Source organism: Seleniivibrio woodruffii (genome assembly GCF_004339245.1).
GTDB lineage: Bacteria > Chrysiogenota > Deferribacteres > Deferribacterales > Geovibrionaceae > Seleniivibrio > Seleniivibrio woodruffii.
Genome location: NZ_SMGG01000007.1, coordinates 76,707 through 103,220, shown reverse-complemented (window position 1 = coordinate 103,220; position 26,514 = coordinate 76,707). Strand labels below are relative to the sequence as shown.

Sequence of the window (26,514 nt, the reverse complement as noted above, 5' to 3'; positions counted from 1 at the left end):
TTTAAGGAGAACACAATGCAAAGTAAAAGTTTACAGGAGCTTTCTGCTCTTATTGAAGATGGTTTAAAGAAAATAATCGCCGATGGTAAATTTGCAGAATTTCTGGCTTTCCATTCAAAGTTTCACAAGTATTCACCAATGAATTCCCTTTTGATATTCTGTGCATGCAGACACGCCACCATGGTGGCAGGGCTGAAGCAGTGGAACAAGCTGGGAAGAAGGGTGAAAAAAGGTGAAAAGGCAATAATGATATTCGCCCCTCTGATAAAGAAAGTCATAGATATAGAAGTTGATTGCGAAGCCGTAAGTGAGTCTGAAAGGCACGTGCAGCTTTTGCAGGGCTTCAGAGCAGTCTGTGTTTATGACGTGAGCCAGACAGAAGGGAAGGAGCTTCCTGAAGAGGCTGATATTTGTCACGACTTTGGCGGCGAAACGGAACTTCTGAGCAAGTTTATAAGTGTATTCGGATACAAATATGGCGTGAAACACGAGCCTCTGGAACCGGATCTTGGTGGTTTTCTGACAAGTGATAATACAATCACTCTTAACGCCAACAAGAGCGAAGAGCAACGTCTGAAAACCTTGATTCATGAGGTAGCCCACGGTGAGCTGAATCACTTTAAAGAAAAGTCAAAAAGCAGAGCCGTTAAAGAGCTTGAGGCAGAGATAACATCATTTATCGTGTCCGGACATTTTGGCGTGGATTCATCATGCTATTCATTCGGGTATCTTGCCGGATGGAGTGATGGAGACATCTCTGAGGTGAAAGAAGCTTTAACTGTTGCTTATGACATGGCAAATAGCATTATTGCTCAGTTAGAGGCGGCTATGTCGCTGCCAAAAGCGTCCTGAGGCGGTGCCGATATGGATAATATTTTTGGCGAAGTCTTGTATGCTTATTCACGTAAGCAGGCAATAGAAGACGGCATACTGGTTGATATGACCGAGTATAAGCCGGAAAATGAAAACATACCTATGCTTAAGCAGGCTGGCTTTAAATATCCTATGGCATTTACCAGAACGGCATATTTTGAGGCTGTTGGCTTGCCTGAAAATTATTCTGGGATTCAGAGCATTTCCGGAAGATTCTGGGATGTTCTCATGTGTCTGTATTTTGCTATTAAAAAGGGCACGAGCGGGTCTGAAATAGTGTTTTCAGTTACCGTAAGGCAGATTGAATCCGGCGGTGATGACGCTGATGAATCAAAAGTTATTCGATTGAAATGTGTGTTAGGTCCAGGAGATACTCCGGATCCTGTGTTTACTGTTATGCTGCCCGATGAGGATTAGCATATAGTCACCTAAAAGCCTTGCCAATTTTGGCAGGGCTTTTTTTATCTTTAGTAGAGCACGGAGAGATAAGTGGATAACAATTGAAAAAGTAACTGTGATCCACTTTTTATATTTTGAAGAATGATCTGTAAACTATGGTGTAAAATGTGGCTAATATTTCTAAATAATTCGTATGTATGGCTAGGTGCGGAATCATAAATTAACTCTTGAAAATCTATATGGCTTTAACTTAAATCATTTTGTTTCAAATATGAAACAAAAACGTTTCACGTTGTTTCAGTATTGCTTCATCATGATATTTGCTCTCAGATAATATACTCATACTGCACAGTATTCTTCCGTTTGTCGTTTGGCATCGGTTTTGATTAATGTTAATCGGCGAAACAACCTAATAAAGGAGGAATCATTATGAATTCGAGGCGATTGTTCCTCAAGAGCGGTCTGGTGCTTACTGTTGCCGTTGCGGCTTCGGCGTGTGCCAAAAAAACCGTGATAAGCAGTATGCCCGATGTGAAGTACATGATGGTTATAGACCAAAACAGATGTACGGGCTGCCAGGCTTGTTCAATAGCGTGCAAAGCAGAGAACGACACATTTCAGGATAATTTCAATACCAGAGTGTTGAAAGAGGAAATTTCTGATAAGGCAGCTGTTTTTACTCCGGTTCAATGCAACCACTGTGAAGAACCGATGTGTGTTGCTGCGTGTCCTGTTGATGCAACATTTAAACTTTCGAACGGTATCGTCGTAACCGATTGGGAGAAATGCGACGGAATAGGCGAATGTGTGGGAGCATGTCCTTATAATGCGAGATTTTTTGATGACAGGTACAAAGGCAAAGCGGGCAGCAAAGTTGACAAATGCGATTTCTGCATATCAAGATTGTCAAAAGGTCTTATGCCTGCCTGCGTTGAAACCTGCCCTTCAGGAGCAAGATTGTTCGGTAATGCGAAGATGCCTTCAGGTGAATTTGCCAAATATCTTGAAAAAGATAAACTGATTTCCCGATTCCCTGAATTGCGCATAGAAACAAGCCTTAAATATAAGAAAAGCAGAAAGAACTGAGGGGGTAAACATGAGCGGAAAAGATAAAGAACTTAAAATGTCCAGACGTTCTTTTGTAAAGAACGCAGCGGCAATGGCAGCGGGAGCAGCGGGTGCGGCTGTCGTCGGTTTTTCTTCCCCAGAAGCAGAAGCTTCTGAGAAATTCACAAGCCCGCGTGATGTACAGGACATTGCAGAAACGCTTAAAGATAAAAACGTAAAAGTTGTTCATTCCGTTTGTCTGGGATGCAATGCAAGATGCGGTACCCGAGTCCTTACCAAAGACGGTAGGCTGATAGGTAATTATGGAAACCCATACCATCCTTATAATACGAGGTTTGCGCCCATCGCCTATGATATGCCGGTTAAAGAGTCGCTTTTACACAGCGGCAGTGTCTGCGGAAAATCCAAAGAATCAAGGAACTATGCATATAACCCTTACAGGCTTATAAAACCTTTGAAAAGATCCGGTCCTAGAGGCTCCGGCAAGTTTGAACCCATTGAGTGGGAGCAAATGATAAAAGAGATAGCTGAAGGCGGAGCTCTTTTTGAACACATCGGTGAGAAGCGTATGATTGAAGGTGTTAAAGCCCTTAATTCTGATAAGCTGATAGATGCGGGTGCTCCTGAGCTTGGAACAGTCAGAAACGGGTTCATATTTATCGGCGGACGTGACCAGAATGCCAGAAAAGAGTTTTCAGACAGATTTGTGAAAGGCGCGCTTGGTTCGTGCAACCGTATCGGTCATACAGATATCTGCGGCATAGGTTTCAGAATGGGCAACTGGATTATGAGCAACAAGAAAGAAGTGGAGTTCAAGGCGGATCCAGTTAATTCTGAATTTATTGCGGTTTTCGGCGCAAATATATATGAGGCTCTTCAGCCCGGGATAAACACTTACGGTGCGACGGTCGCAAACAGGAATTCAAAAGGTGAAGTACGTTTTATAATTGTAGACCCCAGAGCAACCAATGCGTCAGTTCATTCGGAAGACTGGATTGCGGTTCAGCCCACCAGAGACGGTGCATTAGCTATGGGGATGCTCAGATGGATAATTGATAATAACAGATACAACGGGGCGTTTCTTGCTGCCCCGAATACCGAAGCAGCCTCAAAGGCGGGTTTTGCCTGTTTTACAAATGCTTCCTATCTTGTTATTACCGATCCGGCGCATAAAAATTACAGAAAATTTCTCAGAGTTGCCGATATCAATGCAAATGCAGATGAAAAAGAGAGTAAAGACCCTGTTGTGGCAGATTCCGCCGGTATGTTCGCTTCAGCATTAAAAACAGAAAAAGCAAATCTGCTGTTTTCAGGCACCGTTAAAGATTCTTCAGGAAAATCAGTTTCCGTAAAATCGGCATTCGTTCTCATGAGAGAGGGTGTTTTTAAATTTACAGTTGATGAGTATGCTGAAAAAGCCGGAGTAAAAACTGCGGATATAGTTAAGCTGGCGGACAGATTTACTTCCAACGGTACAAAATCAGCAGTAACACAGTATCACGGTGCCGGAAACTATATCGGCGGAACGTATGCCGCTTATGCAGTGGCAGTTCTTAATGCGCTGGTAGGCAGTGTGGACAGGAAAGGCGGTTATATGAAAGCTGGCGGCGGTGCCGGAAAATGGAATACCGGAATATATGATCTTGCATTATTTGAAGGAGCAAGAAAACCTTCCGGACCGGTTATCTCGCGTGAGAAATTTGCTTACGAAAAAACTACGGAATTCAAAAAGAACGGATATCCTGCAAAAAGACCATGGTTTCCCATGTCGGTTGGCGGTCTCTGTGTTGAAGCAATGAGCGGTATAGACCAGAAGTATCCTTACCCGTGCAAGATACTGATGACCTACTTCTTCAATCCGGTATATTCAATACCCGGCGGGTACAGATACAAAGAGACACTGAGTGACACTGAAAAAGTACCGCTTCACGTTTCCATAGATATAACCGTGAACGAGTCTAATATTTTTGCCGATTACATAGTTCCCGATGTGGTATATTCCGAGGGACATTACGGATTCCTTACTCCTCATGCTCCGGCTTCAAGATTCACGGGAATAAGAACTCCTGCGGTTGAGCCGGTTACAGGCAAAACAAAAGACGGAAGACATTTTTCCGAAGAAACATTTCTTATTGACCTTGCCATTGCCTCCGGTCTGCCGGGATTCGGCGAAAATGCCATAAAAGATAAAAACGGAAATATGTTCCCGCTGAAAAAAGCTGAGGACTTTTATCTTAGGGCGATATCAAACCTTGCCGACAGCGCAAAAGTGCCTGAAGCATCGGATGAAGAGACGGCTTTTGTCGAAAAGAACTATCCCGTTGCCGGATTTAAAAACATGCTTAGTGCATCCGAGTGGAAAAAAGTGTGCTATGCACTTGCCCGCGGCGGTGTATTCAACACGTCTTACAATGATGTTTTCACTGGCGAGAATCACAAATTTGGAATTAAAGAGATCCTGCTTTACAGTGAGGAACTGGCGTTAACGAAAAACTCCATCACCGGAGAAAACTTCAGCGGGACTCTGAAATATGTGCAGCCGGTTACGCCGAAAGGAAGGAATATCGATGAAATCGATAAGGAATACCCGTTCAGCGTTATAACATACAAAATGAACGTTCATGCTCAGTCCAGAACTCACTTCCACAAATGGTCTATGGAACTGTTTCCGGAAAACTATATTGAAATGAACGACAAAGATGCCGCTACACTGGGAATAAGGGATATGGATTCTGTCCGGCTGATTTCAGCAAGCAATAAAGACGGAATTACCGGAAAAGTTAAAGTTACAAAACTGGTTCGTAAAGGCTGTCTTGGAATTTCCAACCACTACGGGCATACACAGATGGGAGCCTCCGATCTGCCCATTTCAAAAGCCCGGGAAGTGTTTTACGGCGGTAAAGCTGTTGCGGAAAAAGACAGGCTGATAGGGAACAAAAAACTCGGTTCAGGGCTGCAGTTCAATAATGTCGCACGACTGGACGAGGACTTCGGAAATACCCCCATGGTTGATGTAGTGGGGGGGACTCCGGACTTCAGCAGCACCCGTGTTAAAGTGATTCGTCTCTGACCTTAACAACCTCAGGGGAGGGGACATCTGCCGGTGCGGTTAATCCGCACCGGCATTCTGAATTATGTGATTCCTTTAAATAAACTCATGCCTTATATTATATCCGAGGTGGAATATGGACAATACAGACCCCTTTGACAGCTTCCACGCTGAATATGATATTTGGTTTGATGAAAATACGGAAGTTTTTCTTGCGGAACTTGATCTTCTTAAAAATGTGTGCGCCTCTGAAACCCCGAAACTCGAAATAGGGGTCGGTACCGGCAGATTTGCATTACCGCTTGGAATTGAATATGGTCTTGAGCCGTCATCCAATATGGCACAATACGCATTGAGAAGGGGAATCTGCACTGTGAGGGGATACGCCGGGGACATACCTTTTGCTGACGGCAGTTTCGGTGCAGTATATATGATAACTGTGCTGTGCTTTATTGAAAATCCTATGAAAGCTCTTGAAGAGGTCAGACGTGTTTTGAGTGAAAGAGGTTGTCTTATCATTGGATTTGTGGACAAGGATTCCGGACTCGGGCAAAAATATCTGGCAAAGAAAGAAAAAAGCCGTTTTTACAGAAATGCGCATTTTTATTCTGCCGATGAGGTTATAGAGATGCTGGGCAAATTCGGATTTACAGGAATATCCATATCCGGAATTTCAGATGAGGCATTCGGTAGCGGATATTATTTTACTGTGATAAAGGCAGAAAAATGAAATCATTATACAGGATATTTCTGATTGCTTTTGCTGTGATGTTTTGCTCCGGTATATCATGGAGTGCGTCCGGATCTGCGGTTGTTAAACCGACAGTATATTTCAGTGCTATTACTTTGTATCATCCAATTGTCATGTACCAGAAATATCAGCCTATGATGGATTATCTGACCAGAAATACTTCATATAAATTTGAACTGAAACTGAATAAGGACTACAGAAAAGTCATAGAATATCTTGCAAACAAAGAGGTTAATCTGGTTCTGCTTGGAGGAACCACATATGTTAAAGCGAGAGAAACTACACCTGTAATTCCGATACTGAAACCAAAAAATTCAAAAGGGGAAGTGTTTTACAGGAGTACTATAGTTGTAAGGAAGAATTCTCCGATAAATTCCATCGACCAGTTATGCTGTAAAAGCATCGTATTTCCTTCGGAGCTTTCCACATCAGGCTTTCTTGTTCCCGTATACAACCTCATGAAGAAACATATTTATCTTAACGAACTTCGTAGCTACAAGAACCTCAGATACCATGATTCTGTGGCAAGAGAGGTTCAGAAGGGCAATTATGATGCGGGTGCGCTTATAGACGCCGTTGCCTATCAATACAGCCACGAGGGTCTGAAAGTAATATGGCGTTCGGAGCCTATTCCGGGACTTCCCATTGTTGTCAGAGAGGATGCGGATCCTAAATTTATCAATGAAGTTAAGGCTGCTCTGCTGAAACTTGACTACAGCAAACCGGCGGACAGAAAAATAATGAGTACATGGGATGAAGAGCTTAAATTCGGTTTTGCCGAAGCAAAAGATTCTGACTATAACACGATCAGAGGTATGATAAAAGAGATGGAACAGAATGGTATTATCCTTCATTAACAAGCTCAAATACTTTTTGTTCAGATGGCCTGTGACTCTGGAAGGAAAATTTACCATTACCGCTGTGAGTTGCATAATCCTTACCATTGCGGTTGCTAGCTGGTGGATATTTGACCGTGAGGAGAAATTATACATAGCCAACGCATATCAGCAGGCAAACGTTTTAACTGAAACCAGCAGACTGACCCTTACAAACATTATGGTATATAACGAACTTAAAATAATGGACAATCAGGATATGATCGATTATTTCGATTATTATATTCTGAATCTGTCAGAAAAGGATCCCCGCATAAAATGTATCGCAATTCTGGATACGCACGGAAAGGTTATCACACATAAAGATATAAATTCGCTGAACAAACGCTATCATGATAGGGAATTTATATCTGCAATGAAAGAGAATAAGCCCGTAATCAGAACATCGGATAAAAATGATAAGATTCTTGTGATTACAGCTCCGCTGAACGTCAGCACAAAGCAGTGGGGAGCTATAAGAATTTCGCTTTCGCTGGAGGAGATGCATCAGAGAATTGATGTGCTGAAACAGGAAATCATAGTTCTTGCTGTTCTGCTGGTTCTTTTCGCTATGATAATAGTGAAAGCGTTTGCAAAGCATTTGTCAAAACCTATCATAAAACTTTCAGGAACCATGAACAGAATAAAGAATCATGAGGACATGAACATTACTGTTGCAAAAGGAAGACGTGATGAAATAGGAGAGCTTGAACACAGTTTTTACTGGCTTATCCGGAGGCTTAAAGAACTTGACGAGGAGAAGGAAAGAACATTTGAACAGTTTATTCAGAATGAAAAACTGGTGTCGCTGGGGTATCTGTCCGCCGGTGTTGCTCACGAAATTAACAATCCTCTTGGCGGTGTAATGCTATGCTTTAACAGGCTCCAGAAATATACCGCTGTAAATACAGAGACAGAACAGCTGGTTTTCGGCATTGACGACAGTTTGAAAAAAATGAAGCATATAGTCGAGCAGTTGCTGGATTTTTCGCGTTCTGCAAAAGCTGAAAAGAAATATGCCGATGTGAACGCACTGATTGAAAATTTGCTCGTATTGGTAGGCTATGAAGCCCAAAGACGTAATGTAAAAATAACCTGTGAATTTGATCCGGATCTTGGCAGGATAGAACTGAGTGAAAATAAAATATCACAGGTTATTATGAATATTGCGATAAACGCCTTTCAGTCCATGCCTGAAGGAGGAACGTTTAATATTAAAACCAGAAAACTGGATGGGAAGTGCCGCATATCTCTTAAAGATACCGGAAGCGGGATCAGCGATGACATACTGCCGTATATTTTCGATCCTTTCTTTTCCACAAAGAATGGTCAGGGAACCGGGCTCGGGCTTTCTGTCAGCAAGGGAATTATCGACCAGCACGGCGGCAGCATAGAGGTTAAAACTGAGGCGGGAAAGGGGTGTGAGTTTATAATCACCCTGCCTCTTGACTGCAAAAACGGGGATACAGATGAATAGAATTCTGATAATAGAAGACGAACTTTCCATGAGGCTGGGGCTTCGGTTTACCCTTGAGGATGCAGGCTATGATGTATGTGTTGCCGAAACCGGCGAACAGGGCATGGATATTATCAGCAGGGAAGTCTTTGACGTTATCGTCACCGATTTCCGCCTGCCGGGGTATAACGGTATCGAGATACTGGAAAAAGTTAAGGAAATCAGCCCGTCAACCTGTGTAATCGTGATTACGGCATTTGCCGAGATAGAAAATGCCGTGAAAGCAATAAAGCTGGGAGCTTTTGATTATATTCAGAAACCGCTTGATCCGTCCAAACTTATAGAAATGATAGACAGGTTTCTGAGCGGTACGCACAAGTCGAACAAGAGTACCTGCTGCGATGCCGGAAAACAGCCGTCTTCCGGCAACTTCGGTATTTTAGGACAAAGCAGGGCTGTCGGCAGAATTTTTGATTTTATATCAGCTTCTGCGAAATCTGATTCATCCGTGATGATTTTTGGTGAAAGCGGCACTGGTAAAGAACTTGTTGCAAATGCAATCCACCTTATGAGTAAAAGGTGCGACAGCAATATAATCAAAATAAACAGTGCTTCTATTCCTGAAGAACTGCTTGAGGCAGAACTGTGCGGTTATGAAAAAGGTGCTTTCACAGGAGCTTTTCAACAGAAAAAAGGAAAGCTGGAATTGGCGCATGAAGGTACGTTTTTCTTTGACGAAATAGGAGATATGCCTTTCAACATGCAGACGAAGCTGCTGAGGATAATTGAAAATAAATCCTTTGAACGTCTTGGCGGCAACAAGGAAATTTATATTGATACAAGGTTTGTCTTTGCTACGAGAATGAATATTTCAGAGCTTATCTCTGCCGGACGTTTTCGCGAGGATCTTTTTTATCGGATAAACGTGCTGACGATATCACTTCCTCCGCTCAGAGACAGGCGGGAGGATATCCTCACAATTGCTGAACATTACGCTACAGAGTTCAGCAAAAAACTCGGAAAATCCGTTCCGGATTTTTCAGAGGAATTTAAAGAGTTTCTGTCCGGCTACGATTTTCCGGGCAATATCCGTGAACTGAAGCACCTGATGGAGAATATCATCACTTTTTGTGATGGTGGCACTGTTTTTGTCAGAAATATTCCCTCTGACATTTTAAACAGGCATGACAGGACAGTCGATACGGTTGGGAACAGCCAGCTTGATTACAATATCAAAGAGATAGAGAAATCAACCATCCTTGACGCTCTTAACAGATTTTTATGGCGTAAAAGTGAGGCTGCTAAATATCTCGGAATCAGCCGGGCAACTCTCTGGAGAAAAATGAAGGAGCTGGGTATAGAAAGAGCATAGATTCAGTATCTTCAATTCCTCTCATGTTGCATTACAGCAACATTTCGGTTTCATCATGTTTCAGTTTGTAACAATTCCTTTTTATCGATAACGGTTGCTTCTTGTATTTTCTTTTATTACCAATGTGCTGGCACTTATGAATTGTGTGGCATTTATGTTGCTTTGAATAAAGCAGAGCTTGTCTCGTAAGAATTTATTCAGGAGGACTTTATGAGTCACAGAAGTGAAAAGTCACAGTGGATCAGTCTGATGGTCTTATTTGTGATGGTTTCAGTATTTCTCGGCATGTCCGGTTCTTTCAGCTCTGCTCATGCCGATGCCAGAAAACCATCTAAAAAGATCGGTCTGACAAAGGCGGACAAAGACTGTATCGAATGCCACGGGGAAAACAATCCCGGCATGGTGAGGCAGTGGAAAAACAGTATGCACAGCAAAGCTGAAGTTGGGTGTATGTCCTGCCACAAAGCGGGAGAAAAGGATTATGATGCAATGGATCACAACGGCTACACCGTTGCGCAGACACCCAATGCAGCTGACTGTGCAAAATGTCACCCGAAACAGAATGAAGAGTTTCTCAAGAGCCGTCACGCCATCCTCGGTACACACGGACAGGGTCTCGACCCTAACATGAACTGGAGAAAACCGCCCATCTACGGAAAAACAATGGGCTGTTCAAGTTGTCATGCGGGTATGGGCAACTACTGGCCGGATAAAACACTGGGAGACTGCACACAGTGCCATAACAAGCATGATTTCTCTCTTGAACAGGTCAGAAAGCCCGAGACATGTAAACGCTGTCACGAGGGTATGGATCATGGAAACTGGGAATCATATCAGAACTCAAAACACGGTCTTGTATATTTTGACAAAGGCTCAAAATGGAACTGGAATTATGCTTCCGGCGAAAAAGTCGTTCCTTTTGATGCACCTGTCTGTGCAACATGCCATATGAGCGGTGCGCCCGGACTTAAAGCAACACACAACGTAAGCGAGCGGAGCAGCTGGAGACTCGCTTCACCTATTTCTTTCAGAAGTAAATGGAATGATGAAAACTGGCAGGTTAAAAGAGAACGTATGGAGAAAGTCTGCGTTCAGTGCCATGCAGAATCATTTACCAAGAGGCTTTTCCTTGCTACCGACCTGGGAGTCTATCAGTTTAACGAGGTATTTAAAGTCTTTGCGAAACTGAGAGGATCTATGAATGAAAAGGGTGCGCTTACCAGCGAAAATGATGATGACGACCCGTTTGATATCATTCTCAGGGAAGTATGGCACGACACGGGTAGGGTCTACAGAGCTTCGCTTATGCACTTTGGCCCTAATAAGAACGAAGCCTACGGCTACAGTCCGATGACTTATCAGACATATGAACTCATCGAGATGGCTGCCGAAAAGGGTATTCCCGAGGCAGAAAAATGGGCGCATGAGAATTCAAAGGATAAAGTCTGGTTCTTCCCGTGGTTTGACTACGGCGGCTCTATCTGGGGTAAATCAAACATCGCTCTCACCAATAACTACTGGTATAAAAAACCCGGCTACTGGGAAAGCGTGAGAAAAAATGTCGAATTTATATACAGCAAAGGAATTATCTCGAAAGAGCAGTGGGAGATGTGGAACGAATGGGATAAGACCAAAGATGAGTATGTGAACAAGACGGCTAAGGATTTCCCGCCGCAGCATGACGACTATGTCAGACAGATACAGGGGGCAAAAGACCAACAGGCTGAAATCATGGGTTGGCAGCTTCCCGGAAGCCCTATGTTTAAAGATCTGTGGGAAATGGGCTACAAAAAGAAATAAATAATTGATCAAACCGGAGCAGGGGAGAATTTCTCCCCTGCTTCCATAATGGAAATATGCTGAAAATTTTAATGCAATTTTTTTTAATACATGATATAAGAATATTCGAATATGATTTAAGGATTTGATATGCAGGCATATTTTAATAAAGAATGGGTTGAGATACTAAAGGCGCTTGGACACGGCACACGTCTTAAGATAGTTATCGAACTGCTTGAACACGGCACAAAATGCGTAACCGATATTCAGGAAATTTTACCTGTTTCTCAGGCTAACATTTCACAGCATCTTACAGTTCTGCGCAGTGCCGGGATAGTCGACTTCACACAAAGCGGTGCACAGAGATGTTATTTTGTGCGCTGTCCCGAGCTTGTCGGCGGGATACTTAAACTGCTGAAAAACGACCCGAAAGATAACGAAAAGAAGGAGAGCAAGTGCTGTATCCGCCCCTGATGTTCAATATGTGAGGTGTTTTATGAAGATTACCGTAGTTATAACTCAGAAAAATCCTGAACAGGTTTTCACCGCTTTCAGGTTTGCAAACTTTGCCCTTGGAAAGGAAGATAATGTCACAGTGTTTTTAACAGCTGAAGGTGTGGAAGCAATTAGGCTCGATGAACCTGATTTTGACATCAGGGGACAGATAACCGCTTTTAATAGCGGAGGCGGGCAAATACTTGCATGCGGAACCTGTATGAAGCTCAGAGAACTTGATGATAAAGGCATCTGCTCAATTTCGACTATGAAAGACTTATACGATATGGTGCTTGTGTCCGACAGAGTTATGAATTTTTAACGGAGGTATATCATGAACGGCAGCCACCACAGACTTATAATACTCGGTTCCGGACCTGCGGGGTATACAGCAGCAGTATATGCAGCGAGAGCAAATCTTAAGCCGGTGCTTATAGCGGGAGTTCAGCCTGGGGGACAGCTCACAACCACAACGGAGGTGAACAACTGGCCCGGAGATTACCTCGGAGTAGACGGCAACGAACTGATGGACAGGATGAGAAGACACGCTGAAAAGTTCGGTACCGTCATAATTAATGACCATATAACAGAAGTGTCTCTTGGAGAAAAACCTTTTCTGTTAAAAGGGAGAAAGGATGAATACTCCTGTGATGCCATGATAATAGCCACTGGTGCATCGGCACGATATATTGGGCTGCCTTCCGAAAACTTTTACAAAAATAAAGGGGTTTCCGCCTGTGCCACCTGCGATGGTTTTCTCTATTGCGATGAACCTGTTGCTGTTGTCGGTGGCGGGAATACTGCTGTTGAAGAGGCGTTGTATCTTTCAAATGTTGCTTCTCATGTAACTGTTATTCATCGGCGGGATTCGTTTCGTTCAGAAAAAATACTTGCTGACAGAATTGCTGAGAGAGCTGCCGAAGGTAAAGTATCTATCGAATGGTTCAATGTCCTTGATGAGGTGCTTGGAGACGGAAACAATGTTACCGGAGTCAGGATCAGGGACACAAGAAACAACGAATTGAAAGAAATAAGAGTAGCAGGCGTTTTTGTCGCAATAGGTCATTCTCCGAATACGGATAATTTTAAAGAACAGCTGGAGATGGAAAACGGCTATATAAAGGTCGCCGGAAAGACAGGGTATTATGCAACCCAGACCAGCGTTCCAGGCATATTTGCCGCCGGAGATGTTCAGGATCATATTTACCGTCAGGCGATAACATCGGCAGGTACCGGCTGCATGGCAGCTCTGGATGCCGAAAGATATCTGGACGGTTTAAATAAATAAGAGGAGAGAAACAGATGAGAATTGAAATAATCTATTGCCCCAGCTGAGGCCACGAACCATTGGCGGCGGGTCTCGCCGCAGAACTTCAGGAGAGTTTCCCAAATGCAGATATTACATATGAGCCGGGACCAAAGAAGAGTGAGTTTGCCGTGACTGTCGACGGTGCAGTTGTTTTTTCGAGACTGGTAAGAAAACGCTACCCCGAAGAGGGCGAAATAGTTTCTCTTTGCAAAGGGTTCTGATGAGCAATACCATTGTTGAGACCGCTATTTTGCGGTCTCATTTTTTAACAGAATGCACATTTTCTTGTATGGTAACTTACTGAGATAATTAAATTCTATCTCAAATTGTAATTTTCCGATTGATACTTAATCTTTTGAAAATATTTAACGGCTAAATTAACATTTTTACTATGATAATACCCCACTGACAGCCAGTTGTTGCCATTGCGGAGGATTTCTTCTCTGAGGATTTCGGCACCCATGACAAAGCTGTTCTGGAGATCCAGACCATAGTGATATGGGATGTTGAATTTCTTGAACCAGAAGCTGTTCACCTGCATAACCCCAACGTCAAAACTTTTCCCAGCTGAAGCGGCATTTCTGATAATAGCGTATGCCTCTTCTTTTGTTTTTGGCTGATAACTTTTCCCTGCCACATTGACCGCATATGGATTGAACCCGCTCTCCACATGAGCAATAGAAAGAATAAGCCACTCCGGAATACCTGTTCTCTTTGAGGCGTATTTTGTTGCAGACAGAATTTCAGGTGAGACAGAGGCCTGTGATATTCCACAGGCCAAAAGTATGATTACAATCAAGATAATCCTTTTCATTTTATCATTTGCTGTATAGCTGGATCTGCACCGCTGACAGCTTTGCCATCTATGATGAAAAATGGCGTTCCACGAACACCAAGATTCTGGGCTGTTTCAACCATCTTTTGAAGACGTTCATTTCCGGCATCGCAGCTGATTGTTTTAAAGTTGTCGGCGTTGCCTGCTGACACTTCTTTTAGCACTTTCTGATACTCTGTCGCCGGTGTCGATGAACAGAGGATGTGTACGGCGAGCCGTTCGGCGTTTTTATGAAAGGGCAGCGGCATAAAGAGCAGAAGTCTTGTTACATTGGCTCCTTTGAAAAATTCCTCAGCTTTGAGGCAATACGGGCACTCCGGATCTGTAAACTCAACTACTTCTTTTTTGCCGTTACCGACTTTAATCGCCAGTGTTTTATCAATCTCAGAGGCTTTCTTTGTCATCAGGCTGTTGATTTTTTCTTGTGTAAGGTCTTTACCTAAGAAATCGAACATATGCCCCATCATGAGATATTTGCCGTCAGAATAGATGATGTTGTTGCCGGTTTCTATTTCAAACAAACCGGATATCTCGGACTCTCTGATCTCTCCCACCGGCATATTTGCAAATGCCTTGCCGATGTTTGCTCTGATTTCATCAGGATTAATGTTCTCCTCCGCATAAAGAGACATTGAACTGAACAGAAACAGGGCGATACAGATAATTTTTTTCATGCTAGCTCCTTTGCTTTTTTGTATTTGAATCCGCATTTTGTATTAATTTTCTCGACCACCTTTTCAAGCTCCCTGCACTTGGCGTAAAACTCTTTTATCAACGATTCCACCTCATCGGCAGAATATCCTTCCTGGAACAATCTCATTTTCAGGGTGCTTATCCCAATATCCGCCTGCGACATAATCAGATAGAGGATGTGGCTTTCCGGCGTTCTGGTCATAACCACTTTGCTGTCCGGTCTTCCGGCAAGCTCCAGCTTACGGTTCAGATATTCGCTGCCTTTACTATTTCCAGCCATATTCTTTCTCCTTCGATTTTTTTCTATTTTCTGAAACAAAATATGCAATCCAGCACATTATGACTGTGCACAAGGATGTGAAGAACACCCACATGGAGCTGCTGATGAGGACATCCTTGGTGTCGTGAATCCAGTAAAAGATGTCATTCCGCACGTGTGCACGGATAAACCTGAGGTTCTGAAGAACAACAAATACATTTCTGTCCGTGACGACATAGAAATAGAAGATGTGGTAAACAATGATAGATACGATTGCTTTCAGTATGCTGCCAAAGGTTACGCCGCCGTAAAGGTTCAATATCATTTTTCTGGTGACTGCACCGGCATTGAAGCCTGATGAATACACATAGAAGAATGCGTATGACAGAGAAAACAGCAGTGTCATCGCAAACATGTAAACATTGTCGAGCATGGTTCTGTGGACGTGTCCGAAGATATGTATTTTGTCATCAAGCACGCCTATGAGCAGAGGCATAAACAGGATTGTGAAAAGCCCGCCATGCAGGACGCTTTTGAAACCTATCACAAAATATTCCATCTGCCTTTCCAGTGTGACGTAGTGTTCCGGTAGCTCACTGCCGCCAGACTCTGCAACATAATACAGCTGGATTTCACTCACAGCCTCAAGAAGCCCTACAGGCTTTTTTCTTGTGCCTTCAGTATCCATGGGAATTACTTGCTCTGCCATTATTGCCCCCTGAAAAACGCAAATAAAGTTGATCCGAAAGATATGAGTGCTGAAAGAAATATCAGTATGGTGGCAAACCTGAATGACTTTCTTTTAATTGATATCCAACCGGCAGAGACAAGCAGAGTTATACTGATGGCTTCTGCCAGTCGTCCTGAAAACATTGAAAGGATGAAGTATGTAATTTTCTGATATAGTTCTATCATTTATATCCCTCTAATTAGGTGTGCTACTGCAAATCATGTCGTGTACCGCATCATTCACCGAGCTGAATAACGATATGACTTCGTTGAATGAGTTTGTGCAGGTACAGTCTGAAATTAATGTTTCACTGGCAGAGTCATACGGGCATATCTTTTCTCTTCCGCATGGACGCTGTTCTTTAACAACGGCAGTTGTGGTGTTTCTGGTGGTTTGGTCAGGGAACAGTGTTGTGTCCTGATTGCCTGTTTGAACAGTGCAGGTATAAGAACAGGTGTCATATGACATAGTGTCTATTTTTGCGTTGCCTGAGGATATACCGCTGTCAGAATAGTAGCTGAAATCTCCGGTATCCCTGTTGATAGTTGAACCGACAAGGTCAGCCTGCTTTTTTGCTTCAGTAAAGTTATATGATGAGCCATCCTGACAGATGTATGTTCTGGAGATTAAGAACCAATCCTTACCGTTATTTTGTGAGGAGATAGTTACAGGAGTATTGCTGGTGACAACGCCGGTGCCTCCTGTGAGAAGAGGTACATTTTTCTTTGATGAAACCTGATCTATTCTGTCTCCGTAATCGCATACCACATATGTTCCGGAAGAACCCTGCACTGTTGTGCACGTACTGCCTGGGATAATTCCTGTGGAAGTATAGTTTACGACTGTTTCATATGTGCCGTTGACTGTCTCGCTGTATAGTCTGCAGTTTGAATCCTGTTCATATATGGAGCAACTGTTGTGTCTGGTAACTCCGAGATTATCGCTACCGACCTCTACTCCCTGAAAATATGCATAACCCTCTCCGCAACCTGCTACAACGACATCGGTTCTAAGTGTGTTGGTGCCGTTTACGAGATAATTCTTGAAGTCAACGTTTGGCGATTTGCTCCAGCTGGTTCCGAGCTCACAGCTTCCGGTTCCGGTGGCTGAATACTGCACATGGCCATCAACAATGCTCAGCCTGTCACCACCATAAGGTCCAACATAAACCACATAACCGTTCAGCGTTATCTTAATCCAGTCATCAAATTTTACCGATGTAAGTTTGAATTCAGTGACATTGTTTTTGTCTGCAATGGTGAATTCATTTGTTATTGAGTGCATGGAGCATGACGAGCACCAGTAGTTGTTGCCGACCTGCCCAGCGGTTATGAGAAGCGTCTGGCTGGGTGTGGAGTTAATTGCCGCCGGAGTATTTGTGACACTGCAACTGCTTGTTTTTGCGGTTTTGTTGCTCTGTGCCGTTACGGTATTATAAAGGCTCTCGCTGTCCGTCATTTGCTCTGTTAGCTCTTCGTCATAATGTATGCTGCCTACCTGATAAAAGCTCTTTAATGTGTCAGTTTTATCATCTGAAGAATCGAGGCATGATGCCGCATTTGCAGCGTAGTATTTGACTGAAAGTGTCGATGAATCTATGTCGGTGTCAATCAGAGCAAATCCTAATTCCTTCATGGCATGTGCGGTTATGCCTCCCCCAAAATAGCTCAATGCATTCTGAAATACACCGTTAAAGCTGGAACCGCATGAAGAGTTGGAACAGAAGCATCCTCCAGAATACTTCATTTCAGAGACACTTCTTTGAAATGCCAGAACCTTGTTGTCCGATGGCTTACACACGCCAGAGCATGCGGCATCGCATTCTCTATAAGTGTTATATTCTGTTGTTCCGCATTTATGCTTAATCCCGAATTCATAATATTTGCAGTTATTGAACGTGCCCGGAGTGCAGGATACATATCCGTTGGAGCAGAAACCTGATATGTTCGATGTCGTAAAAGAGCTGTCTATGCTCCAGTCAAGGTCGGTGTCGTACTGGATTTTAAGAGAGACTTCACCACCGGATGAAAAGCTGTATGGAGTAATAATAATGGCTTCAGTGGACGATGAGCATTGGAGCTTCGCATCGAAGGAATATACTGTGCACGGTGTTGAACAGGAGTCATTGCAGGCTGATTGACTTTCATATGGGGTGGATTTATCAGCACACTTCCATGACTGATTCAGTGTTTGCATTTTTGTGTCAGAGGTGACTGGATTATACAGTTTATTCTTGATGTTTCCGGTGTCTGAATATGTGCCGGAAAGCGATGTTCCTAGCGTGTTTGCTCTCGTTTGAGCGTCAGATTTATTGTCGGCATATGCACAGGCTGAGATGATGAGGATTGTGAATATTATCTTAATCATAGTATCCGCTCCGAAGCCGAATAAGCAGATCAGCTGCATCTTTGTTTCCAGCGGAATTGAAATGTTCCAGAACATATTCCAGTGTTGGATCTCCGGATATTTTCAGAAAACTGTTGTCAGGGATATTTTGCCCCTGCGATGCAGACATCATTATCTGGCTGTATGGGAAGTCAGCCATCACAAAAGCCGGAACCTTATCTATTCCGAATGCCCTGAAGAGATATGGATTGATGTCAGTGCGTGCCATAGTGCAGTCAGAGTTTTCTGTTTTAAGCTCACTCACATTTTTACCGCAAGAGATTCTGGAAATAAGGTCAACGGTGGGCATTATCTTGCTGGCTCCTCCGATAACACCGTTGAGAACCATCACCGCACCGGGGAGTTTTTTGAGGTCTGCAGCATATGTCTTTAAGGTTTCTTCCGGAATAGAGGAGCTGATAAAAACATAAAGACTGATTTCGCCAAGCTCACGTTTTTCGTAGCATGTCTTTTCTGAGTCATCTTCATACCCGAAATCGGATGAGAGCTTTCCTTTATATTCCTGAACTCTGTTCAGTAGATTAGACATATCATTATTGCCAAAATCAGTTACACGTTTGCTCATGTCAGTATTCTTTATTACTTCTGTCTGTGCCTGTTTGGTTTGATTAAGCTCATGCAGTTTGTTTACCAACTCATGGTTCAGGTTTTGCACTGTTTCGGCATAAACCGCACAGTTAAAAAATAGGATGAACAACGGCAATAATATCTTTTTCATTGAGGAACCCCCAGATTCTTGAGTCATAACTGCGGAAATGGTCTCCGGACATAAAATACATGCCTTTTGGTACTGTTCCATTAAACGAGAATTTCATATTCGCTTTGTCCCTGCGGATGGCAATGAGTTTGCCATCGCACGTGAATTCTTCTTTAGATGAGTTCAGACTCATGCCCGGAGCACAGGCAATCCTTTTTACGAGCTTAACTTTGTCAGGCAGGATGTTCAGAGGATCTTTTGTCAAATAGAAGAGTGCGTAAGATCCGCAGGAGAAGTGCTTATCCGTTTTATCGATGGAGTATACCCGAAATGGTACAGATTCAGAGATGTTTACCCCGATATTGCGACAAGTTAATACTATGATGACCATGCAAATAGCAACAGCCAAACATATTGTCAGAAGTTTTCTTTTTTGCACAAAGATGCCTCATTCTCTTTGTTAGAGAATGAGGTAGGGGTTAATAACTACGTGTGATTGCGATCGTCTTCATAGAATTATGGTAAAACTTGACAAATAGAAAATTGGCATGTATATTGCTATTAAAATATTTAAGATGCTGCAAGTAAAGCTGTAGCAGAGGAGGTGTTTTATTGGAAGCCCTCTTTATTATGGGTGGTCTATAAGCTAAGTTCTCGATGTAAATTAGTTGTGGCATAAAACAATCTGCATTGAGACTGGTAGACTAGATGGCGTGTAAAAGTTGAAAGACTGAGTCTTTCAAACGCTATACGTCACTGTTGATTTTTCAAATAGTAACTTTTTTATTATGCCAAAAAAGTATCTCTATTTGTTATGTTGGCAGCACCTTCTGTAAAAATGATCTTGTGGCATGCATAGTCTGAGATTTAGCATGCTACAAGAAAGTTTTTAATTGTTTTCAGGTAACGTGATGTTTTCAAATGTTTCTTTGATATTGTCTGTAATGCTCTCTGTGAGCTCAGGTGCTACATATTCATTTATCCATTCATCGAAGCTGATTTTGCTGAAGTCCAGCTTTTGAAACTCTTCAGGGGTAAAGCCGCTGCAGTTAGGCGATTTTGGATCTCCCCAGCCAACATTGAGTTGTGGTCTTCCCTGTTCCTGTATAATCCTTGCCAATGGGCTACCGAAACAGCAGTAAGTCTTTTTCTTTTGCACACATACACCGAGGAATTTTGAGGAGCAATATTCGCCGATTTCATGGCATTGCCCGTCCAGCTCTCCCCAGTTTCTGAGAGTAGATAATAATTGCTCCGTTGGGTTACATTTTGCCAATCCGAACCAATCTTTTTTCTTTTTACAGCAGTCTGAAAATCCGGTTTGCACACCTGATTTACGGCACCTTCTATCATTTCCGTTAAAAATATAAATCGTACCGATGCAGTTTCCTGAGTTATCCTTTTCGCCATCGGCAAGGACATCGTTTGTCCCCTCCTCAGTATCATCTTCGGCGTAGTTGCTCTGGTCATTTGCATCGTAACACCCGTATTTACTGCAGAGCCATTGACTGTTCAATTCTATGCACGGCTGACCGGTGAAAGGGCAAGCATAGCCTGTGAAACACTGGTTTTGGTTCGTGTTGTATATTCCGCTGCTGCATGACGGATCTGACTGACATATTTTGGAAGCCGAATTATAGCTGTAAACCCCTGAGCAGGATATTGTTGGCAGAACAGAACACTTATCAATCGTTGTGCTGTAAGAGCCAACAGAGCAGTACGGGGATATTCTACATTTATCCGTTGCTGAGTCAAAACTATAACCAGCAGGGCATAGATTTGATGCGGAATATAGGCATAGATTCAGAGTACTGTTATAGCTGCCTGAAGAGCAAATTGGTGCAGAGTAACAAACTGAACCTGAAATGTTGTAGCCTGAAGGACAGCTGGTGGTAACACTAAGATTACATTTGTCTGTAACAGTATTGAGCGTGCCTGAATTGAGGCACACGGGAGAGGCAACACAGTAATTTAAAGCACTGTCCCATGTCATTCCTGAAGGGCAGTTGTTGATAGTTGCTATTTCGCATTTATCTGTTGATGTATTCAAAATACCGCCACTGGGGCAATTTGGAGACGACACACAAAGCGAACCAGAAGCCGTTGTGCCTGATGGGCATGAACCGACAGTGCATATGCCAGTTTTATAGCACAAGTCGCCATTATAGCCCGTAATTGACCAACCATATGGGCAAGAGTACGATGTGCCTTCTGGATAGTAAGTTGCAACTGTGGTTGAGCATGTGTAGTTGTATGTTCCGTTCATATCAAGGCACAGATATATGCTGCCATCATTCTTGTAAGCAGTCGCCCAGTAGCGGTCTCGTATGAAGTATGCACCGCCTCTTGTCATTGGTCCATATGTCCAGCAGGTTTTTAAATCAACAGTACAAGTTTTGTATGTGGCAGAGTTATAATCACCCCATACAGTGTCATAAGCAGGAAAGGTCAATATCCATTTGTAGGTGGATGTAGCCGTTGCATTAATAGTCGAGTTGCATGATGTCGAGCAGCTGGCAGAATCGCTGTAGCTACCGCCGAGTGAGCACGTGTAATTATTGCCGCTTTCGCACCGGTTTGTGACGGTATTGTAGCTTCCGCTTGTGCACGAAGGAACGGCTTGGCATATTGCTCCGTTCTGGGTATACCCGACAGGACAGGAAAGCGTTGCAGAGGTCAGGCATTTATTATATGCCGTGTTGTAGGTCCCGTTAGTACAGACAGGTGCAGCCTCGCATATTCCAAGCCCGCTGTTATATGAGTAACCTGACGGGCATGTATAAGTTACGGAGAATTCACACCTGTCATTTGCTGCGATATAAGATCCTGAGGAACAGTCTGGTGTTTTCGTACATCCGTTATTGACCGCATCATAAACGTAGCCTGTCGGACACGAGGACGATGAAAGTGTTATTTCACAAAGGTTTGTTATGGTGTTTAATACGCCGCCTGAAGAACATGAAGCGGCTAAAACACATACTTCAAGATTAGTGTCAAAAGACATTCCTGTTGGGCAAGTTACATTCCTACTCAGTTCACATTTATCGGTTGCCGGATTTAATACGCCGCCCGATGAGCAACTTGAATTTGCCCATTGAGCGTCACAGGCAATTTGTGATTTTGGGCAAAGATACCCACCTGATGTTCCGGCAGTACATTGATATATGTCGGTTGTGTCTGTGCAGAGATAACATTTATCCGGGTTTGTAGCACAGTAAGAAGTGATAATGTCTTCAGGTGCTGTTTCCTGTGATGGGATAGTTCCTTTTACACAGCCCAGCTGTCCTGAGAATTCTACAAGAGCTGGGTATGATAATGTTTGCCCTGAGTGTTCTCCGACATCACTCCATTGACCGTTATTACCCATGATTACCCAATGCTCTCCGTATACGGATACAGTTCCGATATCGGCACTTTCAAATGCGTTATCTGGCTGACCAGAAGCCCAGTTTCTATAATTTAAGAGGCTGCCGTCACGCCATTTAAACCTTGTATCGTCAGATGAGCCGAGGTTCTGGGATTTATCTGGGTCATACAGTCCTATCCACGCTGCCGCCAATCCACTGTAATTGGTTATGCTTTTGAGTACTGCATTAGCAGAGCTGTCTCTGACAATTGCAGAGGATGTAAATGATGTCCATCTGCCGGAAGAGACTGAAACCGCATAGGTGATATTTCTTGTTTCATCATAGACATAGTTTTTATAATTTGAACTGCATGTTTCAGAAGAAATCAAAGCGGTACAGTTTGTACATGCCGAGCTGCAGAAACCTTGCGAATCATATATCAAACCTGAGTCGCCGCAGATATACGGAGCCGCCAGAAGATTGATTGGAAGCATCAACAGCAAAAGAAGCAATCTCATTTACCTTTCTCCTGATAAAGAGGTGTAACTGCAGTAATTTCTGAAAGTATTCCTGTTTTGTTGTTTTCGAGTTCTGCTGGGTTGTTGAAAGATTTAAGTTTTAATGGAGTTGCATAGATCTTTTGGGTGCTGCCGTCTTTAAAAGTGATAGAAAACATTTGGGTAAATGTTTCCGGAGTAAGCAGGTCGTTATCTATGAATCCGGTTTTATTGAGTATTTTTACGGCTTCGAGGAGATGAGTCTTGCGGTATTCAGCATCCTCAAAGTTTGTATCGGGCGATATTTGAATACTTTTGGCAACAGCTTTCCAGAATGCATCAGTTTTAAAGTAGACAACACTTCCGAAGCTGAAAGCATCGAATTTAATGCCGTTTGCGACATTGATACGGGCTCTTAGTGTTTCTATGAGAGTGCCAGCGTCTATTTCGTCAAGTATGGTGTTCTTGACTTGATTAGGGTTATTTGTTGCGGCTTCTTTTTTTCTGGCTTCGGTGTTGGCAATTCTGAGCTTTTCGGCGAGTTCGCCGCCGCCGGTGCTGTCGTGGTTAAGAATTGCCTCTTCTATTGCAGTTTTTTGGGAAAGTTCTTTAAAACCGTTAATGCTGTTAAGAAACAGTACGGATGCTTTAGGATGCTCTCCTATATTTATTTTGTCTGCGGCTGAGATTTTTCCTATATCATGTGCCAGTGCCGCTATAAGTATATCTCCTTTATAAAATGCGTTGAGCTTTCTGTTTCGAGAAATTATTTCATTGGCTGTATTTATACTGTGCTGCAACAATGTGACTTTTGAGAGAGTTTGCCTGAGTGCTGGTTCATTGTATGCCGAAATATCTTTTATATTGGTTGATACAGAGGATATATCTCCATGTTCATCGAGGTAGTTCAGGATTTCAATGATTATGCTGAGCTGGGTTTCCGGAATATCTTTGGTGTTGGCTTGATAAAACTCATTTATCAGATTGTTACTGAAATGTGGGTTATCCAATGCTGTGGCATTCTGATTGGGGGCAATGTCTATATTGTATTTTGTCCATAGTTTTGACAGCTCAGATAAAGCGATTTGCTTTTTATCATGTTGCATTGGGTTTTGTTCTTTGTGGTTAAATATGGCAGAGAGAATGAAAATTGCTGTAAGAGTCATCCATATTGGCACTGGCAGGAATCCAATCAGAAACATGAATCCCACCATTATTCCAGCCAGAATATATTCAGATAAGTTTCCGGTTTTCGCTTTCCTTAGCCCATAACCAGCTTCAAAAGGGTTTAAAAATGGGACACCTGATACGGTGAGAGAGTCTGCATATATATGCAGCATACAGCCAATAAAAAGATAGTAGGGCATCTGCATGCCTGTGAAGATACATGATAGGGTTAGTGCAAAGTATATAAACCACCAGTGGCTGATGTTTCTGTGTACCTTCTGCCAGACGGATTCGATTCCAAATGAGATTGACCTGTCAATTATGTCAGGAAGAACTGCACCGGTTGCCAGCATCGTTGCCGGAAGCATCTCAAATCTACCGGATGCAGCGGCATATGAAAGACCGATTGCTATATGGGTTTTCCACTTCATACTGTTGCCTCCGGATACACGACATCAACATAAAGCTCGCTGACGTTGTTTGTTTTGCCGAAAAATGTGCCGTCATAATTGAGCATGAAAAATTCTCTTCTGGATAATCCGAGAATATCCTGAGGTTGGAGAACATCGTTTTCTGTTTCTCTGATATTTAAAACGCCCGATGTGCTCATCATGCTAGTCATCTGCTTTTCAACGCCGAAATGTCGGCAGACGTATTCAGCCGTTTCTGAGTCAGGAGCTTTGAAAAACATTTTATTGTTGGTGTTATCAAGTATGGTGTTGCCATAAAAGATATCGTTAAGAGCGGCATAAATCTGGTTTACGCTCTGGCTGTATCCAAAAAGCTGAACACTTGCTCCGCCCGCTTTTGCGAAAAAATCATCAATGCCTTTGTATAGGACGTTCTGTGCTTCATCCATGTGAATCTGAAGTGTTGGGTGTACTTTTTTGCCGCTTGAGAAAACACGCCCGACATATGACTGGAGCATTGAGAGAAGTACCTTGCCTACAGTGAATGCGGCCTTTCTTGTTATTAGCGAACCTATCTGGGCAACAAGGATAACGCCTTTGCCGGCTTCCAGACGTTCGATAACGGCATTCCCTCGGGCTTTGCCTATAATCTCACCGATATTGCCCTGCGTGAGTTCCATAAGGGCTACTCGGAGTGATGATGATACCTTGTTGTAATAGTCTATTCCGGAATCAACGATTTTTTTGAGATCTGCCGCAAGCTGAACGGTGGCATCATCGCCGCCTATTGATTCTATCTGTTTTTGAAGTGATTCGATGTCATGATGGGAAACAACATCTTTGACATCATTGAAATTGAAGCGTTCCCCATAAGTCTTCTTTGTAATCAGCATAAACGCCTGAACAATCATCAGGCTGGTTTCATATGCTACATTGTAAAAGAAAGGTTCTTTACCAACCTCAATACCGGATACAAGGTGTCCGACAAGCTCCTCAGGCATGTAGTAGTATTCGAGGGGATTAATCTTGAGACTGTATTGTGGAAATATTGGGGATATCAGCATTAAATCATCTTTTCTTCCAGCCTCCAGTGCGACCTGTGTTATTTTGCTGAAAAGTTCAACATCGCCTTTCGGGTCAATGATGACTGTGCTGTATCCCTTATTGATAGACTGTTCCAGAATATTCTCGATAAGTCTGGTTTTACCCACCCTTGTTGTTCCGAAAACCCATGAGTGCCCTGAGAGATCAGCATCGCTTATGGACAGGGCTGCTTTTTTACTTCTATCTTTTATTCTATGTCCTGTTCCGACAACTGTCTGCATTCAGAACTCCACAATAATTCGTTCATTGAGTTCACCGGCAACGGAGACAATCTGCTTCTTGGGAATGTGCTTTTTTGCGTGAACGTAACTCTTGGCACCCGGAATTCGCTTTATGCATTTCACATTTGAGCCGTTGAGCTTGAATAATTCATCAACAAGAGTCATGGCTGTGCGTGATAATCGGAAAAGAATCTGATCGTTTATTTGTATTAATCCTGATGCGATGAACCATAGGTTTTGTCCAGATGAGTATCTGTTTCTTTCTTTCGGAGGTATGTTGCGGTCTGAACATACTGCATGTATTTTGCCCGCTCCGCCGTCTTCGGTAAAACAAAATGCACCATCATCATATTTTAAGAATGTGCACCTGATTGCCTTGCCAATGTATCCTGATAAATATTTGTGCTTTCTGTACAGCATAATGGTCTCAAAACGGTCTTTAAGGCTTGCAGACAAACTTTTAAAGTCGTGTGATTGCAGTGTGACGGTGTCTTCAGAAACAGCAAAAGCGTTGAAACTATACTTTCTGATGGTTATACCGTCTTTTGTCATTTCGCAGACAACAGGATGGCGTAGAAGATGAGTATAGAACTGTTCTGCCGTTTCAATAATGACATTCTGAACCTCAGCAGAGCTTATTCCATATATTTCTGAGATTTCGGCAATATATGCTTTCAGCCACATATGTCAGTTCTCGCTCTGCTGCTATCTGTCATTAAAAT

At 42.9% G+C, this 26,514-nt stretch carries 24 protein-coding genes; 13 read left to right on the top strand and 11 right to left on the bottom strand.

The window, feature by feature from the left end:
- Positions 1–15: 15 nt before the first annotated feature.
- The 13 genes from C8D98_RS12920 (at position 16) to C8D98_RS12860 (ending at position 13,647) form a co-directional block, all read left to right on the top strand.
- Positions 16–852, top strand: coding sequence for an ArdC-like ssDNA-binding domain-containing protein (locus tag C8D98_RS12920; protein ID WP_132874584.1), 837 nt, complete (start codon positions 16–18; stop codon positions 850–852).
- Between the two features lie 12 nt (positions 853–864).
- Positions 865–1,290, top strand: coding sequence for a DUF6573 family protein (locus tag C8D98_RS12915; RefSeq protein WP_132874583.1), 426 nt, complete (start codon positions 865–867; stop codon positions 1,288–1,290).
- 447 nt (positions 1,291–1,737) lie between these two features.
- Positions 1,738–2,358 (top strand): 4Fe-4S dicluster domain-containing protein, encoded by a 621-nt coding sequence (locus tag C8D98_RS12910; protein ID WP_207891283.1) that lies wholly within the window; start codon positions 1,738–1,740, stop codon positions 2,356–2,358.
- Positions 2,359–2,368: 10 nt separating this feature from the next.
- Positions 2,369–5,410 (top strand): molybdopterin-dependent oxidoreductase, encoded by a 3,042-nt coding sequence (locus tag C8D98_RS12905; RefSeq protein ID WP_132874581.1) that lies wholly within the window; start codon positions 2,369–2,371, stop codon positions 5,408–5,410.
- A gap of 115 nt (positions 5,411–5,525) precedes the next feature.
- Positions 5,526–6,119, top strand: coding sequence for a class I SAM-dependent methyltransferase (locus C8D98_RS12900; protein ID WP_132874580.1), 594 nt, complete (start codon positions 5,526–5,528; stop codon positions 6,117–6,119).
- Positions 6,116–6,997 (top strand): phosphate/phosphite/phosphonate ABC transporter substrate-binding protein, encoded by an 882-nt coding sequence (gene phnD / locus C8D98_RS12895; protein ID WP_132874579.1) that lies wholly within the window; start codon positions 6,116–6,118, stop codon positions 6,995–6,997. The genes C8D98_RS12900 and phnD overlap by 4 nt, the downstream gene beginning before the upstream one ends.
- Positions 6,978–8,492 carry an ATP-binding protein gene (locus tag C8D98_RS12890; RefSeq protein WP_132874578.1) on the top strand — a complete coding sequence of 505 codons (1,515 nt, stop codon included), beginning with the start codon at positions 6,978–6,980 and terminating at the stop codon, positions 8,490–8,492. Before phnD ends, C8D98_RS12890 begins: the two co-directional genes overlap by 20 nt.
- Positions 8,485–9,843 (top strand): sigma-54-dependent transcriptional regulator, encoded by a 1,359-nt coding sequence (locus C8D98_RS12885; RefSeq protein ID WP_132874577.1) that lies wholly within the window; start codon positions 8,485–8,487, stop codon positions 9,841–9,843. The genes C8D98_RS12890 and C8D98_RS12885 overlap by 8 nt, the downstream gene beginning before the upstream one ends.
- A gap of 210 nt (positions 9,844–10,053) precedes the next feature.
- On the top strand, positions 10,054–11,643 hold the full coding sequence (locus C8D98_RS12880) for a multiheme c-type cytochrome (protein WP_132874576.1): 1,590 nt from the start codon (positions 10,054–10,056) through the stop codon (positions 11,641–11,643).
- Between the two features lie 129 nt (positions 11,644–11,772).
- Entirely contained in the window at positions 11,773–12,096 is a 324-nt protein-coding gene (locus tag C8D98_RS12875) for an ArsR/SmtB family transcription factor (RefSeq protein WP_132874575.1), read from the top strand.
- Between the two features lie 22 nt (positions 12,097–12,118).
- Positions 12,119–12,439 carry a DsrE family protein gene (locus tag C8D98_RS12870; protein WP_132874574.1) on the top strand — a complete coding sequence of 107 codons (321 nt, stop codon included), beginning with the start codon at positions 12,119–12,121 and terminating at the stop codon, positions 12,437–12,439.
- A gap of 12 nt (positions 12,440–12,451) precedes the next feature.
- Positions 12,452–13,405 (top strand): thioredoxin-disulfide reductase, encoded by a 954-nt coding sequence (trxB, locus tag C8D98_RS12865; protein WP_132874573.1) that lies wholly within the window; start codon positions 12,452–12,454, stop codon positions 13,403–13,405.
- A gap of 59 nt (positions 13,406–13,464) precedes the next feature.
- On the top strand, positions 13,465–13,647 hold the full coding sequence (locus C8D98_RS12860; RefSeq protein WP_132874572.1) for an Rdx family protein: 183 nt from the start codon (positions 13,465–13,467) through the stop codon (positions 13,645–13,647).
- 95 nt (positions 13,648–13,742) lie between these two features.
- On the opposite strand, the gene C8D98_RS12855 is transcribed toward C8D98_RS12860, so the two are convergent.
- The 11 genes from C8D98_RS12855 to C8D98_RS12805 form a co-directional block, all read right to left on the bottom strand.
- Positions 13,743–14,240 (bottom strand): lytic transglycosylase domain-containing protein, encoded by a 498-nt coding sequence (locus tag C8D98_RS12855; protein WP_132874571.1) that lies wholly within the window; start codon positions 14,238–14,240, stop codon positions 13,743–13,745.
- Positions 14,237–14,935, bottom strand: coding sequence for a DsbC family protein (locus tag C8D98_RS12850; protein WP_165871337.1), 699 nt, complete (start codon positions 14,933–14,935; stop codon positions 14,237–14,239). The genes C8D98_RS12855 and C8D98_RS12850 overlap by 4 nt, the downstream gene beginning before the upstream one ends.
- A complete protein-coding gene (locus C8D98_RS12845) occupies positions 14,932–15,234 on the bottom strand; it encodes a hypothetical protein (protein ID WP_132874569.1) in 303 nt (100 codons plus the stop codon). Before C8D98_RS12845 ends, C8D98_RS12850 begins: the two co-directional genes overlap by 4 nt.
- Entirely contained in the window at positions 15,221–15,922 is a 702-nt protein-coding gene (locus tag C8D98_RS12840; protein WP_132874568.1) for a hypothetical protein, read from the bottom strand. The genes C8D98_RS12845 and C8D98_RS12840 overlap by 14 nt, the downstream gene beginning before the upstream one ends.
- A gap of 216 nt (positions 15,923–16,138) precedes the next feature.
- Positions 16,139–18,310 carry a hypothetical protein gene (locus tag C8D98_RS12835; protein WP_132874567.1) on the bottom strand — a complete coding sequence of 724 codons (2,172 nt, stop codon included), beginning with the start codon at positions 18,308–18,310 and terminating at the stop codon, positions 16,139–16,141.
- On the bottom strand, positions 18,303–18,878 hold the full coding sequence (locus C8D98_RS12830) for a type-F conjugative transfer system pilin assembly protein TrbC (protein WP_165871336.1): 576 nt from the start codon (positions 18,876–18,878) through the stop codon (positions 18,303–18,305). The genes C8D98_RS12835 and C8D98_RS12830 overlap by 8 nt, the downstream gene beginning before the upstream one ends.
- A 148-nt stretch (positions 18,879–19,026) precedes the next feature.
- A complete protein-coding gene (locus C8D98_RS12825) occupies positions 19,027–19,485 on the bottom strand; it encodes a S26 family signal peptidase (RefSeq protein WP_145065552.1) in 459 nt (152 codons plus the stop codon).
- Positions 19,486–19,935: 450 nt separating this feature from the next.
- On the bottom strand, positions 19,936–22,911 hold the full coding sequence (gene traN, locus C8D98_RS13820) for a conjugal transfer protein TraN (RefSeq protein WP_207891282.1): 2,976 nt from the start codon (positions 22,909–22,911) through the stop codon (positions 19,936–19,938).
- Positions 22,908–24,488, bottom strand: a complete 1,581-nt coding sequence (locus C8D98_RS12815; protein WP_132874564.1) for a metal-dependent hydrolase — start codon at positions 24,486–24,488, stop codon at positions 22,908–22,910. Before C8D98_RS12815 ends, traN begins: the two co-directional genes overlap by 4 nt.
- Entirely contained in the window at positions 24,485–25,792 is a 1,308-nt protein-coding gene (locus tag C8D98_RS12810) for a type IV secretory system conjugative DNA transfer family protein (protein WP_132874563.1), read from the bottom strand. The genes C8D98_RS12815 and C8D98_RS12810 overlap by 4 nt, the downstream gene beginning before the upstream one ends.
- Positions 25,793–26,476: a hypothetical protein gene (locus tag C8D98_RS12805; protein ID WP_132874562.1), complete on the bottom strand. Its 684-nt coding sequence runs from the start codon at positions 26,474–26,476 to the stop codon at positions 25,793–25,795.
- Positions 26,477–26,514 lie beyond the last annotated feature (38 nt).